We start from the raw sequence: 15648 nt of genomic DNA, 5'->3' as shown, positions 1-15648 counted from the left end.
TCGAATCCATCCCGCGAAACAAAAAGGCGGCCGAAGCCGCCTTCCCGAAACATCGGTTTTGAAGACGCCTTATTCGGCGACGGCCGCTTCCGCAGCCTTGGCGGCCTCGTCGGCGGCCTTCTTCTCGGCGGCGTCCTGCGCCGCCTTCTCGGCCGCCAGTGCTCGGGCGGCGGCCACCTTCTCGGCCTCGATGCGGGCCTTCTCGGCGTTCAGCGCATCGCGCTCATCATCGTTCAGCTTGCGGGCGCGGACGCCGGTGTTTTCGGAAATGCGGGCCGACTTGCCGCGGCGATCGCGCAGGTAATAGAGCTTGGCGCGGCGCACCTTGCCGCGGCGCACGATCTCGACGCCTTCGACCATCGGCGAAAAGACCGGGAACACGCGCTCCACGCCTTCGCCGTAGGAAATCTTGCGAACGGTGAAATTCTCCTGGAAGCCGGCGCCGGCGCGGGCGATGACAACGCCCTCATAAGCCTGGACGCGGGTGCGGGTGCCCTCGGTCACGCGGACCTGGACACGCACGGTATCGCCGGGCTGGAATTCGGGAAGTTTGCGCTTGGCTTCGATCTTGGCGGCCTGTTCGGCCTCGAGCTGACGGAGGATATCCATCTCTACAAATCCACTTCTTGTTCTTCCGACAGTCAGAGCGTCCGGCACTCGCCTTGCAGTTCCATCGACCGCTCGGCTATGCCCTTTGTCGCGAGACATCGGGCAGGGGCGACTACACCGTCATTGTTGACGGGTCCGGCAGATTGTTCTTCCGGTTCGGCGCGCACATACAGCTATTTCGACGCTTTGTCACGCCTTCGCCGTGTCTTTTTTGGTCGTCGGCCGACATTGCAATCTTTCAGCGCAAGGGGTTGCGTCGAAGTCCCAAGCTTTCTAAGCCGGGTAAAACGTGACTTTCCTCCGGCGGCAACACCCTCCATGCCAGTTCTCGATGCGGCCCTGCTCTTTTTCGCGGGCTTTCTCTCAGGTGCCGTCAACGCCATAGCCGGCGGCGGGACGTTTATAACCTTCGGCGCCATGTCGCTGGTCGGCTTGCCGCCGGTCGTCGCCAACGCCACCTCGTCGCTGACACAGTTTCCCGGCTACATCACCTCGACGCTCGCTTACTGGTCCGACATCAAGCATTTCTGGCGCACAGCGTTGCTGCTCGGCGTCATATCGGCCTTCGGCGCGCTGGCCGGCGCGCTCATCCTTCTGGCGCTCGACAATCCGTCGTTTCGCGTCCTGGTGCCCTGGCTGCTGCTGGCGGCAACCGCGCTGTTCGCCGCCGGGCCGTGGCTGAAGCCGGCGCCCAAGCCTGGGCATGAGGCCGCGGTGGGTTCGCTGGTCGGTTCCCTGGCGCAATTCGCCACCGCAGTCTATGGCGGATTCTTCGGCGCCGGCATGGGCGTCATGATGCTGGCGACGCTCGGCCTCACCCAGCCCGGCGACTATCACCGACTGAACGCGCTGAAGAACATGCTGGCAGTGGTCATCGCGGCGATAGCCATCCTGGTCTTCGTCTCCGGCGGCGTGATCGCCTGGCCGCAGGCGATCATCATGGTACCCGGCGGCGCGCTGGGCGGCTATGCCGGCGTCTGGATCGCCAGGCGCGTGCCGCAAATTGCCGTGCGCGGCTTCGTCGTCGGGGTCGGGGTGTTCCTGGCCTTTTACTATTTCACCAAGGGCTGAGCGGCCAACAGGTCCGGCCGCCTTTCCCTGGTCAGCCTTTCCGACTCGCGGCGCCGCCATGCGGCGATGTTCTTGTGATTGCCCGAGGTGAGGACTTCGGGGATTTGCCGGCCCTCGAATTCCTGCGGCCGCGTGTAGTGCGGATGTTCGAGCACGCCGTTTTCAAAGCTCTCTTCATCGCCCGACACCGCATTGCCCATCACGCCGGGCAACAGCCGCACGACAGCGTCGAGCAGCACAAGGGCCGCCGGCTCGCCGCCGGAGAGGATGAAGTCGCCGACCGAGACCTCTTCCAGCACACGCGCGTCAATCACCCGCTGGTCAACGCCTTCGAAGCGTCCGCAGACGATGACGACACCCGGCCCGGCGGCCAGTTCACGCACGCGGGCCTGCGTCAGCGGCTTGCCACGCGGGCTCATCAGCAGGCGCGGGCGCGGATCGCCCTCTGGCGAGGCGTGGTCGATGGCGCTGGCCAGCACATCGGCGCGCATCACCATGCCGGCGCCGCCGCCGGCCGGCGTATCGTCGACGGTGCGATGGCGGTCGCTGGCGAAATCGCGGATCTGGATTGCTTCCAGCGACCATGTGCCTGATACCAGCGCCCGGCCGGCCAGCGACAGGCCGAGCGCGCCGGGAAACATCTCGGGATAAAGCGTCAGCACCGAGGCGGAAAAACTCACCGATTTCCCCCGGCGTCCTTGGGCCCGCGCGGCCTGCCCTTCGGGTCGAAACCGGCGCGGCCGGGTTCATCGCCGTCTTCGTCATCGATCAAGCCCGCCGCCGCCGGATCGATGCGAACGAAGCCGTCTTTGATCGACACGTCAGGAACGGCGGCCTGGGTGAACGGGATCAGCACGCCTTTGCGCCCCCCCAACGTCACGTCGAGAATGTCGCCGCCGCCGAAATTATGCACGGCGACGACCTTGCCGATGTCAGCACCGGTATCGTCCCGGACCGCCAGCCCGACGAGATCGGCATGATAGAATGCGTCCTCTTCGCCATCGTCAGGCAGCATCGAGCGGTCGACGAACAATTCCGTGCCGGCAAGCGCCTCGGCGGCGTTGCGGTCGCTGATGCCCTTGAAGCGCACCACGACGACCGTATTAGCCGGCCTGATGTCGACGATCTGGAAGGCGCGGCCGTCCCTGGCATAGAGCGGCCCGTAGTCGGCCAGCGCCAGCGGATCGCCGGTGAAGGTCTTCACGCGCAATTCGCCATTGATGCCGTGGGCGGCGCCGATCACGGCCATCTGGACGGGGTTTTGCGGTTTGGTCATCGGAAAAATCCTTTGCCTTGCTCTAGCTCCACCCTCTTGTCATTTCAATGACGCGGCTCTTCACGGCTTCCTAACCCGGCTGCCGGAAGATGGCCCAGAATGGAAGAACGGCATATCGGAAGAGCGCAATGCAGGAATTCCTCATCCCGGCCAAACCAGACCTTCAGGCGGCCCGCGAAAGCTGGCTGAAGATGCTGGCGCGCGAGCGCCGGATGTCGCCGGAAACCGTGGAGGCCTATGAGCGCGATACGCGCCAATTCCTGCACTTCCTGACCGGCCATTGCGGCGGTTCGCCCGGCATTTCGGATATCGCCGATCTGCGCCCGGTCGATCTGCGCGGCTTTCTCGCCGCCCGCCGCGCCGGAGGCGCCGGCGCCCGCACGCTCGGACGCGGGCTGGCCGGCATCCGCTCGCTGCTGCGCTTTCTGGAGCGGCGCGGCCTCGTCAATGCGGCGGGTGCTGCGGCACTGCGCGCGCCACGGCAGCCGAAGTCGCTGCCCAAGCCGCTGACGGCAAGCGATGCGAAACATGTCGTTTCGGTGGAGGGCCAGCTGGCGGAGGAACCGTGGATCGCTGCCCGCAACGGCGCCGTGTTGACGCTGCTCTACGGCTCGGGCCTGCGCATTTCCGAGGCGCTCAGCCTGTCCGGCGCCGATCTGTCGTCGCCTGATGAAACGGTGCTGCGCGTCACCGGCAAGGGCGGCAAGACGCGGCTGGTGCCGGTGCTGCCGGTGGCGCTGCGGGCGATCGCCGAATACCGCCGGCTTTGCCCCTATCATCTCGACCCGAAGGGCCTGCTGTTTCGCGGCGCCCGCGGCGGCCCGCTCAACCCGGCCATCGTCCAGCGCGACATGGCCAGGCTGCGCTCGGCGCTCAATCTGCCCGACACCGCCACGCCGCACGCCTTGCGCCATTCCTTCGCCACGCATCTGCTTGGACGCGGCGGCGACCTGCGCACCATCCAGGAACTTTTGGGCCACGCCAGCTTGTCGACGACACAGATCTACACCGGCGTCGACACCGCGAGGCTGCTCGAAATCTATGAAGCGGCTCATCCGCGGGCGTAACCGACGCATGATTTCGCAAAGTTGCCGCCAAGATATGAGCCGTGGAGCCATGTCCAAGACAATTTTGCTGCGCCGGTTAACCGTTTCGCCGTTCTTTGTCTCTAAAAAACGGACCATGAAACGCGTCATTGCCATCGCCGACCGCACGGCCCTTGCCTCGTTGAGGCTGCTCGTGGCGCTCAACGTCCTGTTTTTTCTCTCTTTCCTCATCATCGCGCTGCTCGCCGCCGGCACGGCGCGCGCCGAAACCCCGGCCTGCGCCGGCGTCGACATGCTGTCGGCCTTGCGGAAGGACGACCCGGTCACCTACCGCAAGATCGAGACCGAAGCGGCCGCGACACCGAACGGCAAGGGCCTGTTGTGGAAACTGGAAAAGGCGGGCGAAAGACCGTCCTTCCTGTTCGGCACCATGCATATGTCCGACCCGCGCGTGACCACTCTGCCGCCCGCCGCGCAAAAGGCCTTTGACGCCGCCGACACTATCGTCATCGAGACCACGGAGGTGCTCGATCAGCAGAAGATGATGGCGGCGTTCCTGAAAGAGCCGGAACTGATGATGTTCACCGACAGCACCACGCTGTCCTCGCTGCTGTCGCCGGACGATGCGGCGGCGGTGAACAAGGCGCTCGACTCGCGCGGCATCCCGCCGGCGAGTGTCGCCAAGATGAAACCGTGGATGCTGTCGACCATGGTCGCGCTCCCGGCCTGTGAACTGGCCCGCCAGGCCGGCGGCACGCCGGTGCTCGACGTCAAGCTTGCGCAGGACGCCAAAGCCTCAGGCAAAGCCGTCGATGGGTTGGAGACCATCGCCGACCAGCTTCGCGCCATGGCCTCGCTGCCGCTCGCTTTTCACATGAAGGGCCTCGTCGATACACTGAAGCTCGGCAATAGGGTGAACGACGTCAACGAAACCATGATCGTGCTTTACCAGCGCGGCGACATCGGCATGCTCTGGCCGCTGTTTCGTGCCGTCCTTCCCGGCGACGAAGACGATTCGGCGGGCTATGCCGCCTTCGAGGAAACCATGATCACCAGCCGCAACAAGGTGATGATCGACCATGCCGGGCCGATCCTCGCCAAGGGCAACGCCTTCATGGCGGTCGGCGCCCTGCACCTTCCGGGCGCGGAAGGCCTGGTCGAGGATTTCCGCAAGGCCGGCTACACCGTCACTGCCGTCGATTGAGTTGCACGGTTGAGTTGCGAATCCGGCAAGACGTGATTCGGAGCGATGCCTTTCCCGAATCACGGAAAGCTTGTCTCAGTACAGGAAGGTCGAAAGGTTTATTTTGGCTCGATTGCTGCGAATTTTGCGAGTAAAGTGCGTGCGGACAAACGATTCCCGGCGAAGATTGCCCTGTTTTCGGCGGTTTCGATCCCTAGCGTGAAACCTGTTCGGCGATTGCGCGTTGATGTGTGTTGATTGATACCTTTCATCCCACGGAGGACACTTTTATGGCGAATCCAAACGACCCGTACACCACTCCGACACCCCCTCCCAGGTCGGGTGGCGGCAGCACCGGCTGGCTGATTGCCCTGGTTGTCGTTATTCTGGCTATTGTCGCTTACTATGTTTTTGGAAGAAGCGACGAAGCGCCAGCGCCTACTGAACCGCCGGCCGCCACGACGCCGGCCCCGGCGCCCGCTGAACCGACGCCTGCTCCGGCAGAGCCTGCGCCAGCTCCGGCACCTGCAGAGCCAGCTCCAGCGCCTGCTCCGGCACCTGCTCCCGCGCCTGCAGAGCCAGCGCCTGCTCCGGCGCCCGCACCAGCCCCGCAGTGATCGGCTGCTGACTCCAGATACGAACGGCCCGCTGAAAAGCGGGCCGTTTTGCCTTGAGCCGTTAGTTGGCTGCCGGAGTAGCTTGGGAAGGCCTACATGTGGATCGGCTTGAAGAAGGTCGCCAGTGCCGCTTCCTTCACCGCTTCCGACATCGTCGGATGGGCGTGGCAGGTGCGGGCAAGATCTTCCGACGAGCCGCCGAACTCCATCAGCACTGCCGCCTCGTGGATCATCTCGCCGGCGCCGAAGCCGACGATGTGGACGCCGAGCACGCGGTCGCTCTGCTTGTCCGCCAGGATCTTGACGAAGCCGTCGGTATGCAGCATGGCGCGCGCCCGGCCATTGGCGCTGAACGGAAACTTGCCGGCCTTGTAGTCGATGCCGGCCGCCTTCAGCTCTTCCTCTGTTTTGCCAACCGAGGCGATTTCCGGACTGGTGTAGACGACGTTCGGGATCACATCATAGTTCACATGGCCGGCCTGCCCGGCAATGATCTCGGCCACCGCCACCCCCTCGTCCTCGGCCTTGTGCGCGAGCATCGGCCCGGCGATGACGTCGCCGATGGCGTAGATGCCGGGTACATTGGTCTTGAGATGGCCGTCCGTCTTGACCCGGCCACGCTCGTCGACCTCGACACCGGCTTCCTTCAGCCCGAGACTGTCCGAATAAGGCCGGCGTCCGGTCGCGATTAGCACCGCATCGGCCTCGATGATCTCGGCCGCACCGCCCTTGATCGGCTCGAACGTCACGGTAACACCCTTCTTGGCCTTGGCGACACCGGTGACCTTGGCGCCGAGCTTGAACTCGACGCCTTGCTTGGACAGCATGCGCTGGAACTGTTTGGCAACCTCGCCGTCCATGCCGCCCAGAATGGTGTCGAGGAACTCGACGACCGTCACCTTGGCGCCGAGCCGCGCCCATACCGAGCCGAGCTCCAGCCCAATGACGCCGCCGCCAACCACCACCAGATGGCCCGGCACCTTGGCCAGCGACAACGCGCCGGTCGAGGACATGATGACCTTCTCGTCGATGTCGACCTTGACGCCCGGAATGCCGGCGACGTCGGAGCCGGTGGCGATGACGATGTTCTTGGTCTCGATCTCCTCGACCTTGCCGTCCTCGCCGGTCACCGATACCTTGCCGGCGGACAAGACCTTGCCGGTGCCGCGAAAGCTGTCGATCTTGTTCTTCTTGAACAGGAAGGCAACGCCGTTGACGTTGGACGACACGGTCGCATCCTTGTGCGCCATCATCTTCCCTAGATTGAGCTTTGGCGCACCGATCTCGACGCCGAGCGCATCGAAGGAATGACCGGCCTCGGCAAAGATTTCGGAAGCATGCAGCAGCGCTTTGGACGGGATGCAGCCGATATTGAGGCAGGTGCCGCCGAAGGTCGGGTTCTTCTCGAGCACCGCCGTCTTCAGGCCGAGCTGTGCCGCCTTGATGGCGCAGACATAACCGCCCGGTCCCGATCCGATGATAACGACGTCATAAGCCATGATACTGTCCTTCTGGTCTGGCACTCAGCGGCCGCCGCTCACATTCAGGATTGCGCCCGTCGTATAGGACGCGTCGTCCGACAAAAGATAAAGAACCGCATGCGCGACTTCATCTGACGTGCCCGCCCGTTTCATCGGCAGCATGTCCTTCATCCGCTCGACGCGGTCGGGCTGGCCGCCCGAGGCATGGATCTCGGTGCCGATGATGCCGGGACGCACCGCATTGACGCGCACGCCCTCGGTTGCCACCTCGCGGGCCAACCCAAGGGTGAAGGTGTCGATCGCGCCCTTGGACGCCGCGTAGTCGACATATTCGCCCGGCGAGCCATGCGCTGAGGCGGCGGACGAAATGTTGACGATCGCGCCGCCCCTGCCGCCATGGCTGCTCGACATGCGCTTCACGGCCTCGCGGGCGCACAGCATCGGGCCGATGACGTTGATGCGCATCATGCGCTCCAGCCGCGCAACGCTCATCTCGTCGACGCGTGCCTTGACGTCGACCACGCCGGCATTGTTGACAAGGGCGTCGAGCCGGCCGTAGGCGCGGTCCACTGCCTCGAACATGGCCACGACATCGGCCTCAACGCCGACATCGCCCTTGACCGCCAAAGCCTCGCCGCCTGCCGCCGCTATTTCAGCGACCAGTGCGTCGGCGGCGCTTTGGTTCGTCGCGTAGTTGACCGCCACGCGGTAGCCGGCCTTGGCTGCCAGCCGGCAGATGGCGGCGCCGATGCCGCGGCCGCCGCCGGTGACCAGCAGGACTTTTTTCGTCGCGCTCATTCCTGGCAGCCTTTCAGCGAAAAAACGTCCCACGGCACTTTCGAAAAGCCATTGGCGCCATAGGCGGACGACATCTGCAGCGACGGCCCGAGGTCGGGAAAGATCAGGGTCTTCGGCGCGTCCACGCCTTCGGCCGGCAGCAGAGCGATGTTGCCCTTCTCGTCAGCACTGTAGACGACCCCCTCCCACACCGTGCAGGCGGCGAGCTCGTCGCCGGTGACGTCGCCTGTCGGGCATTTGTACATCAGCGAACCATGCGGCCGCGCCACGCCTTCCGTCCACATGACGATACCGTCGAGTACGACGCTGTTGTCGAGCACCATCTTGAAGGTGTTGGTGACGACAGCCGATCCCCCGGTCGGCCTGAAATCGATCTCGGCCGCGCTTTCGGCATCGCCATAGACGGCGAGCTCGAGCGGACAGGCGGCAAAGGCTGCCGATCCCGTCTGCGTAACACCGGCCGTGCACAACGTGAAAAACAATCCGGAGCGCAAACGAGAGGAGCTCATTCGGTGGCGCAGATCCATTCTCCCGCTCACCTCGACCTACCTTAGAGGTCGAGCACCAGCCGCTCCGGATCCTCCAGGCTTTCCTTGACCCGGACCAGGAAGGTCACCGCTTCCTTGCCGTCGACGATGCGGTGATCGTAGGAGAGCGCCAGATACATCATCGGCCGGATCACGATCTGGCCGCCGACCACCACCGGCCGCTCCTGGATCTTGTGCATGCCCAGAATGCCCGACTGCGGCGCGTTGAGGATCGGCGTCGACATCAGCGAGCCGTAGACGCCGCCGTTAGAAATCGTAAACGTGCCTCCTTGCATATCCGCCACGGAAAGCTTGCCGTCACGCGCGGCGACGCCCAGCCTGCCGATATCCTTCTCGATCTCGGCGATCGACATCTGGTCGGCGTCGCGCACGACCGGCACGACGAGGCCCTTTTCGGTGCCGACGGCGACGCCGATATGGGCGTAGTTCTTGAAGATGATGTCGGTGCCGTCGATTTCGGCATTGACGGAAGGGATCTCCTTCAGCGCATGGGTGACGGCCTTGGTGAAGAAGCCCATGAAGCCCAGCTTCACGCCGTGCTTCTTCTCGAACACATCCTTGTATTTGGTCCTGAGCGCCATCACCGCGCTCATGTCCACCTCGTTGAAAGTGGTCAGCATGGCTGCGGTCGACTGCGCTTCCTTGAGGCGGCGCGCGATGGTCTGCCGCAGCTTGGTCATGCGCACGCGCTCTTCGCGCGACGCGTCGTCGGCCGAGGACGGCGCACGGGCAGCAACCGGTGCAGGGGCCTTCGGCGTCTCGGCCGGTTGCGACGGCGCGCCCCTGGCGATCGCGTCGAGCACGTCGCCCTTCAGCACTTGGCCGCGCTTGCCGGAGCCCGAGACCTGGTCGACCGCAAGATTGCTCTCGGCCAGCAGCTTCGCCGCCGCCGGCGCCGGCGGCATCGCGCGCGCCTCGATCGGCCCGGCATCGCCGGCGATCTTGGCGGTCTCGGCCGCGGCTTGCTCGACTGTGGATGCGGCGGTCGGAGCCGAGGCCTGCGATACCGCGTCCTGCTTCGTTTCAGGAGTTGACGCCTTCGCGGGTGCTGCCGCTTTTGCCCCGTCGCCCGCCGAAATCATGCCGAGCAAAGCGCCGACCTCGACCGTCTCGCCTTCCTTGACGGCGATTTCGCTGAGCGTTCCTGCGGCCGCGGCCGGCACTTCCACCGTTACCTTGTCGGTTTCGAGCTCGACCAGCGGCTCGTCGGTGGCGATCGCGTCGCCCACCTTCTTGAACCATTTGCCGATGGTCGCCTCGGTGACGGATTCGCCAAGAGTGGGGACGCGGATTTCGGTAGCCATTGTGCCTGTCCGTTTTTCTGTCGGTTCTGTTCTATTCGCCGAGCTCTGTTCTATTCACCGAGCGCGTCTTCGAGCAAGGCGGCAAGCTGGGCGAGATGCTTCGACATCAATCCGGTGGCCGGCGACGCGGCGGCCGGCCGGCCGGTATAGCGCACCCGCTGATGCTTGGCGTCGATATGCGCCAGCACCCATTCCAGATACGGATCGATGAAGGACCAGGCGCCCATATTCTTGGGCTCCTCCTGGCACCACACCATCTCGGCGTTGCGGAAGCGTGACAGCTCGGTGATCAGCGCCTTGGCCGGGAAGGGATAGAGCTGTTCGACGCGCAGCAGATAGATGTCGTTGATGCCGCGCTTCTCGCGCTCCTCGTAGAGGTCGTAATAGACCTTGCCCGTGCAGAGCACGACGCGGCGGATCTTCGAATCCTTGGTGAGCTTGATCGCCTGGCCGGGGAGCTGCTGGGCATCGTCCCACAACAGCCGGTGGAACGCGCTTTCGCCCGACATCTCCGGCAGCGTCGACACCGCCCGCTTGTGACGCAGCAGCGACTTCGGCGTCATCAGGATCAGCGGCTTGCGGAAATCCCGCTTCAACTGCCGGCGCAGGATGTGGAAGTAGTTGGCCGGCGTCGTGCAGTAGGCCACCTGCATGTTGTCTTCGGCGCAAAGCTGCAGGAAGCGCTCGAGCCTGGCCGACGAATGTTCCGGCCCCTGGCCTTCATAGCCATGCGGCAACAGGCAGACGAGGCCCGACATTCTTAGCCACTTGCGCTCGCCCGACGAGATGAACTGGTCGAACACTACCTGGGCGCCGTTGGCGAAATCGCCGAACTGGGCTTCCCAGAGCGTCAGCGCCTTCGGCTCGGCCAGGCTGTAGCCGTATTCGAAGCCGAGCACGGCCTCTTCAGACAGCATCGAGTTGATGACCTCGAAGCCGGCTTGCGCCGCCGACAGATTGTTGAGCGGAATGTAGCGTGTCTCGTCGCGCTGATCGTAGAGCACGGAGTGGCGTTGCGAGAACGTGCCGCGCTCCGAATCCTGTCCGGACAGCCGGACCGGATTGCCGTCGAGCAGGATGGCGCCGAAGGCCAGCGCCTCGGCTGTAGACCAGTCGATGCCTTCGCCCGACTCGATCGCCTGGCGGCGATTCTCGAGAAACCGCAGGATCGTCTTGTGGGCCTCGAAATCCTTCGGCACCTCGGTCAGCTTCTTGCCGATTTCCTTCAGCGTCTTGACCGGCACGGCGGTCTTGCCGCGCCGCTGTTCGTCCTGGTTGTCGGCCGTGCGCAGGCCCGACCAGGCGCCATCCAGCCAGTCGGCCTTGTTTGGCTTGTAATGCTGGCCGACTTCGAATTCCTGCTCGAGATGTGCCCGCCAGTCGGCCTTCATCTTGTCGAATTCGGCTTGGGTGAGGTGGCCTTCGGTGATCAGCCGGTCGGCATAGATCTGCACCGTCGTCTTGTGGCTGCGGATGTTGCTGTACATGATCGGCTGGGTGAAAGCCGGCTCGTCGCCCTCATTGTGGCCGAAGCGGCGGTAGCAGAACATGTCGACCACGACAGGCTTGTGGAACTTCATGCGGAATTCGATCGCCACCTTGGTGGCATGGACCACGGCTTCCGGATCGTCGCCGTTGACGTGGAAGATCGGCGCCTCGATCATCTTGGCCACATCCGATGGGTAGGGCGACGAGCGCGAGAAGCGCGGATTGGTGGTGAAGCCGATCTGGTTGTTGATGATGAAATGCAGCGTGCCGGCGACGCGGTGGCCGCGCAGGCCCGACAAGCCGAGGATTTCGGCAATCACGCCCTGGCCGGCAAAGGCGGCGTCGCCGTGCAGGAGCAGCGGCAGCACCTTGGCGCGCTCTTCCAGCGGCACGATCTCCTCGCGGCTGCGGCCGAACAGGGAGTCCTGCTTGGCCCGCGCCTTGCCCATCACCACCGGATCGACGATTTCCAGATGCGAGGGATTGGCGGTCAGCGACAGGTGCACCTTGTTGCCGTCGAACTCGCGGTCCGACGAAGCACCGAGATGGTACTTCACGTCGCCCGAGCCCTCGACCTCGTCGGGTGCGGCCGAGCCGCCCTTGAACTCGTGGAAGATGGCGCGGTGCGGCTTGGCCATCACCTGGGAGAGCACGTTCAGCCGGCCGCGATGCGCCATGCCGAGCACGATCTCCTTCATGCCGAGCTGGCCGCCGCGCTTGACGATCTGCTCCAGCGCCGGGATCAGCGCTTCTGCGCCGTCAAGGCCGAAGCGCTTGGTGCCCTTGTACTTGACGTCGATGAACTGCTCGAAGCCTTCGGCCTCGACCAGCTTCTGCAGGATCGCCCTCTTGCCGGCAGCGGTGAAGGAGATCTCCTTGTCGGTGCCCTCGATGCGCGCCTGGATCCAGGCCTTCTCCTCGGGATCGGAAATATGCATGAACTCGACGCCGAGCGTCGAGCAATAGGTGCGGGTCAGGATATCGAGCATCTGCCGGATGGTGCCGAATTCGAGGCCGAGCACATTGTCGAGGAAGATCGGGCGATCGTAATCGGCGGCGGTGAAGCCGTAATTTTCCGGCGACAGCTCGTTATAGTCCTCGAGCGGCTTGGCGATGCCGAGCGGATCGAGATTGGCGTGCAAATGGCCACGCATGCGGTAGGCACGGATCATCATGATGGCGCGCACGGAATCGCGCGTCGCCTGATGTACGTCGGCGTCGGAAAGGGAGACGCCGTTCATCACCGCCTTGTGCTGGACCTTCTTCTCGATGTGCTTCTCGACGATGCCCCAATTGCCGTCGAGCGCCGACACCAATTCGCCATTGGCCTGCAGCGGCCATGAGGGCTTGGCCCAAGAGGCGCCCTTGGCATTCTTGCGGACATCGCCGGCGTCGTCCTTCAGCGCCGCGAAGAAATCCTGCCATTCGGGGTCGACCGAAGCGGGATCGTCCTCAAAGGCGGCGTAGAGCGCGTCGATATAGTCGGCATTGCCGCCATAGAGGAAAGAGGTAAGCGAAAATTGGTCGTTGGCCTGATCTTGTCTTGCCATGTCATTGTCGAAGCCTTGGCTCCGTCTCCTTTTCCGAAGGGGAGTAAGGGAATAGGGCAGTAGGGCAGCAGGGAAGTGGCAATTGTCGCCACTCGTCCCGTTCTTTCTATTCCCCTACTCCCTTACTGCCCTTACTGCCCTTACTGCCTTAACCTTTGATCGCCTCGACCAACGTCGTGCCGAGCCGGGCCGGCGACGGCGATACCTTGATCCCGGCCGATTCCATCGCCGCGATCTTGTCCTCGGCGCCGCCCTTGCCGCCTGAAATCACCGCGCCGGCATGACCCATGGTGCGGCCGGCCGGCGCCGTGCGCCCGGCGATGAAACCGGCCATCGGCTTCTTGCGGCCACGCTTGGCTTCGTCCTTGAGGAACTGCGCGGCGTCTTCCTCGGCCGAGCCGCCGATCTCGCCGATCATGATGATCGACTGGGTCTCGTCGTCGGCGAGAAACATCTCCAGCACGTCGATGAACTCCGTGCCTTTGACGGGATCGCCACCGATGCCGACGGCGGTGGTCTGGCCGAGGCCGACATTGGTGGTCTGGAACACTGCCTCATAGGTAAGCGTTCCCGAGCGGGAAACAACGCCGACCGAGCCCTTGCGGAAGATGTTGCCGGGCATGATGCCGATCTTGCATTCGTTGGGGGTCAGGACGCCGGGGCAGTTGGGACCGATGAGCCGCGATGTCGAGCGGTCGAGCCTTGCCTTGACCTTGATCATGTCGATCACCGGGATGCCCTCGGTGATGCAGACGATCAGCGGGATCTCGGCTTCGATCGCTTCCAGGATCGCCTCTGCGGCGCCCGCCGGCGGCACATAGACAACGGAAGCATTGGCGCCGGTCGTTGCCTTGCCTTCGGCAACCGTGGAAAAGATCGGCAGGCTCTCGCCCTTGGCGCCGGTCCACGTCTCGCCACCCTTCTTGGGGTGGATGCCGCCGACCATTTTTGTCCCGTGATAGGCCAGCGCCTGCTCCGTATGGAACGTGCCGGTCTTGCCGGTCAGGCCCTGCACGAGGACCTTGGTGTTCTTGTCGACGAGAATGGACATGGTGGTCCTTTTTACAAACCGTTGATGGAGGAAGGCTGCGCGGTCATCGTCAGGTCAGAGCTTTGAGATCGGCGACGGTGAGGTCGCTCTTGGCATTGCCGGTGTTGAGCGTCGTCGCCGGCTCGAACATCAGCACCACCGGCTCCTCGCTCAGCGAGCGCGGCCGATGCTCAACCGCCCGCGGCACGACGATGAACTCGCCGCTGCCAAGCTCCACCGTGCCGTCGCGGAAATCGATAGCGATGCGGCCGCGCAGCACCAGAAACGCTTCGTCCTCATTGTCATGCGCATGCCAGTCGAAGACATCGCCAAACTTGGCGATCTTGACCTGGGCGTCATTGACGTCGCCGGCGATATGCGGATTGAAGACCTTTTTGATCTTCTGATCCGCCGCCTCGACGAGATTTATCTTGTGCGGAGGCACCAGATCAGCCCTTCACCGCCGCCACGATTTTCTTGGCAGCGTCGTCGAGGTCGTCGGCCGAGACGACGTTGAGCCCGCTGTCGTTGATGATCTTCTTGCCGAGCTCGGCATTGGTGCCTTCGAGCCGCACCACCAGCGGCACTTGCAGGCCGACTTCCTTCACTGCTGCGATCACGCCCTCGGCGATGATGTCGCACTTCATGATGCCGCCGAAGATGTTGATCAGGATGCCTTTGACCGCCGGATCCTTGGTGATGATCTTGAACGCCGCCGTCACCTTCTCCTTCGACGCACCGCCGCCGACATCGAGGAAGTTGGCGGGTTCGGCGCCATAGAGCTTGATGATGTCCATCGTCGCCATGGCGAGGCCGGCGCCATTGACCATGCACCCGATATTGCCGTCGAGCGCGACATAGGCGAGGTCGTGTTTCGACGCCTCGATCTCCTTCTCGTCCTCTTCGGTGATGTCGCGCAACTCCATCACGTCGGGATGGCGAAACAACGCGTTGTTGTCGAACGACACCTTGGCGTCGAGCACGCGCAGCCGGCCGTTCTTCATGACGATCAGCGGGTTGACCTCGAGCAGGCTCATGTCCTTCTCGAGAAAGGCTTTGTAGAGGATCGGGAATAGCGTCTCGCCGTCCTTGGCGGCCTCGCCGTCGAGCTTCAGCGCGCCGTTGAGTTCTTGCAAATCGTCCGCCGTCACACCCTTTTCCGGGTCGATGGTGACGGTGATGATCTTTTCCGGCGTGTCATGGGCGACCGCCTCGATGTCCATGCCGCCCTCGGTCGAGACGACGAACGCGATGCGGCCGACGGAGCGGTCGACCAGCAGCGACAGGTAGAGCTCGCGGTCGATGTCGGCGCCGTCCTCGATGTAGAGGCGGTTGACCTGCTTGCCCGCCGGGCCGGTCTGCTTGGTGACCAGCGTGTGGCCGAGCATCTCGTTGGCGTTGGCAACGACGTCGGCCACCGACTTCGCCAGCCTGACACCACCCTTGGCGTCGGGACCGAGCTCCCTAAACTTGCCCTTGCCGCGGCCGCCGGCATGAATCTGGCTCTTCACCACATAGAGGGGGCCGGGCAGCGCCTTGGCGGCGGCTTCCGCTTCGCTTGCCTCGAACACCGGCACGCCTTCGGCCACCGGTGCTCCAAAGCCCTTCAGCAGCGCCTTACCCTGATATTCATGGATGTTCATGCGC

At 64.0% G+C, this 15648-nt stretch carries 14 protein-coding genes; 3 read left to right on the top strand and 11 right to left on the bottom strand.

Annotated features, from left to right (window positions below):
- Window positions 1-69 precede the first annotated feature (69 nt).
- Window positions 70-609: a 50S ribosomal protein L19 gene (gene rplS, locus CIT31_RS20280; RefSeq protein WP_095520083.1), complete on the bottom strand. Its 540-nt coding sequence runs from the start codon at window positions 607-609 to the stop codon at window positions 70-72.
- Window positions 610-927: 318 nt separating this feature from the next.
- On the opposite strand from rplS, the gene CIT31_RS20270 reads away from it, so the two are divergent.
- Window positions 928-1680 (top strand): sulfite exporter TauE/SafE family protein, encoded by a 753-nt coding sequence (locus tag CIT31_RS20270; RefSeq protein ID WP_095520081.1) that lies wholly within the window; start codon window positions 928-930, stop codon window positions 1678-1680.
- Here the strand turns inward: CIT31_RS20270 and trmD are convergent.
- The gene (gene trmD, locus CIT31_RS20265) at window positions 1662-2360 is read right to left on the bottom strand and encodes a tRNA (guanosine(37)-N1)-methyltransferase TrmD (RefSeq protein ID WP_095520080.1); all 699 of its coding nucleotides are present in this window, start codon (window positions 2358-2360) and stop codon (window positions 1662-1664) included. The genes CIT31_RS20270 and trmD overlap by 19 nt on opposite strands.
- Window positions 2357-2956 carry a ribosome maturation factor RimM gene (rimM, locus tag CIT31_RS20260; RefSeq protein WP_095520079.1) on the bottom strand — a complete coding sequence of 200 codons (600 nt, stop codon included), beginning with the start codon at window positions 2954-2956 and terminating at the stop codon, window positions 2357-2359. The genes trmD and rimM overlap by 4 nt, the downstream gene beginning before the upstream one ends.
- 128 nt (window positions 2957-3084) lie before the next feature.
- Here rimM and CIT31_RS20255 point away from each other — a divergent pair, with 128 nt between their 5' ends.
- Window positions 3085-4023 (top strand): tyrosine recombinase XerC, encoded by a 939-nt coding sequence (locus tag CIT31_RS20255; RefSeq protein WP_095520078.1) that lies wholly within the window; start codon window positions 3085-3087, stop codon window positions 4021-4023.
- 115 nt (window positions 4024-4138) lie between these two features.
- Entirely contained in the window at window positions 4139-5206 is a 1068-nt protein-coding gene (locus tag CIT31_RS20250) for a TraB/GumN family protein (protein ID WP_095520181.1), read from the top strand.
- Window positions 5207-5894: 688 nt separating this feature from the next.
- Here CIT31_RS20250 and lpdA read toward each other — a convergent pair.
- From lpdA to sucC, 8 genes are all read right to left on the bottom strand, one after another.
- A complete protein-coding gene (gene lpdA / locus CIT31_RS20240) occupies window positions 5895-7301 on the bottom strand; it encodes a dihydrolipoyl dehydrogenase (protein WP_095520179.1) in 1407 nt (468 codons plus the stop codon).
- Window positions 7302-7325: 24 nt separating this feature from the next.
- Window positions 7326-8081, bottom strand: coding sequence for an SDR family oxidoreductase (locus tag CIT31_RS20235; RefSeq protein WP_029349369.1), 756 nt, complete (start codon window positions 8079-8081; stop codon window positions 7326-7328).
- Window positions 8078-8590 carry a hypothetical protein gene (locus CIT31_RS20230; RefSeq protein ID WP_245316403.1) on the bottom strand — a complete coding sequence of 171 codons (513 nt, stop codon included), beginning with the start codon at window positions 8588-8590 and terminating at the stop codon, window positions 8078-8080. Before CIT31_RS20230 ends, CIT31_RS20235 begins: the two co-directional genes overlap by 4 nt.
- A gap of 41 nt (window positions 8591-8631) precedes the next feature.
- Window positions 8632-9933 (bottom strand): 2-oxoglutarate dehydrogenase complex dihydrolipoyllysine-residue succinyltransferase, encoded by a 1302-nt coding sequence (odhB, locus tag CIT31_RS20225; protein WP_029349373.1) that lies wholly within the window; start codon window positions 9931-9933, stop codon window positions 8632-8634.
- 50 nt (window positions 9934-9983) lie between these two features.
- Window positions 9984-12971 (bottom strand): 2-oxoglutarate dehydrogenase E1 component, encoded by a 2988-nt coding sequence (locus tag CIT31_RS20220; RefSeq protein ID WP_095520077.1) that lies wholly within the window; start codon window positions 12969-12971, stop codon window positions 9984-9986.
- Between the two features lie 148 nt (window positions 12972-13119).
- Complete coding sequence (gene sucD / locus CIT31_RS20215) at window positions 13120-14022, bottom strand: succinate--CoA ligase subunit alpha (RefSeq protein ID WP_095520076.1); 903 nt, start codon at window positions 14020-14022, stop codon at window positions 13120-13122.
- A gap of 49 nt (window positions 14023-14071) precedes the next feature.
- Entirely contained in the window at window positions 14072-14446 is a 375-nt protein-coding gene (locus CIT31_RS20210; RefSeq protein WP_095520075.1) for a cupin domain-containing protein, read from the bottom strand.
- Window positions 14447-14450: 4 nt separating this feature from the next.
- Window positions 14451-15644 carry an ADP-forming succinate--CoA ligase subunit beta gene (gene sucC, locus CIT31_RS20205; RefSeq protein ID WP_095520074.1) on the bottom strand — a complete coding sequence of 398 codons (1194 nt, stop codon included), beginning with the start codon at window positions 15642-15644 and terminating at the stop codon, window positions 14451-14453.
- Window positions 15645-15648: the final 4 nt, after the last annotated feature.

It is taken from the genome of Mesorhizobium wenxiniae, assembly GCF_002284535.1.
GTDB lineage: Bacteria > Pseudomonadota > Alphaproteobacteria > Rhizobiales > Rhizobiaceae > Mesorhizobium > Mesorhizobium wenxiniae.
The sequence above is the reverse complement of the archived record's forward strand: the minus strand, read 5'-3'. Positions and strand labels throughout refer to the sequence as shown.

Coding starts and splice junctions, on each gene's coding strand:
- rplS (WP_095520083.1), bottom strand. CDS start 609: ATGGATATCCTCCGTCAGCTCGAGGCCGAACAGGCCGCCAAGATCGAA.
- CIT31_RS20270 (WP_095520081.1), top strand. CDS start 928: ATGCCAGTTCTCGATGCGGCCCTGCTCTTTTTCGCGGGCTTTCTCTCA.
- sucC (WP_095520074.1), bottom strand. CDS start 15,644: ATGAACATCCATGAATATCAGGGTAAGGCGCTGCTGAAGGGCTTTGGA.
- rimM (WP_095520079.1), bottom strand. CDS start 2,956: ATGACCAAACCGCAAAACCCCGTCCAGATGGCCGTGATCGGCGCCGCC.
- odhB (WP_029349373.1), bottom strand. CDS start 9,933: ATGGCTACCGAAATCCGCGTCCCCACTCTTGGCGAATCCGTCACCGAG.
- sucD (WP_095520076.1), bottom strand. CDS start 14,022: ATGTCCATTCTCGTCGACAAGAACACCAAGGTCCTCGTGCAGGGCCTG.
- CIT31_RS20250 (WP_095520181.1), top strand. CDS start 4,139: ATGAAACGCGTCATTGCCATCGCCGACCGCACGGCCCTTGCCTCGTTG.
- CIT31_RS20230 (WP_245316403.1), bottom strand. CDS start 8,590: ATGAGCTCCTCTCGTTTGCGCTCCGGATTGTTTTTCACGTTGTGCACG.
- CIT31_RS20235 (WP_029349369.1), bottom strand. CDS start 8,081: ATGAGCGCGACGAAAAAAGTCCTGCTGGTCACCGGCGGCGGCCGCGGC.
- CIT31_RS20255 (WP_095520078.1), top strand. CDS start 3,085: ATGCAGGAATTCCTCATCCCGGCCAAACCAGACCTTCAGGCGGCCCGC.
- CIT31_RS20220 (WP_095520077.1), bottom strand. CDS start 12,971: ATGGCAAGACAAGATCAGGCCAACGACCAATTTTCGCTTACCTCTTTC.
- lpdA (WP_095520179.1), bottom strand. CDS start 7,301: ATGGCTTATGACGTCGTTATCATCGGATCGGGACCGGGCGGTTATGTC.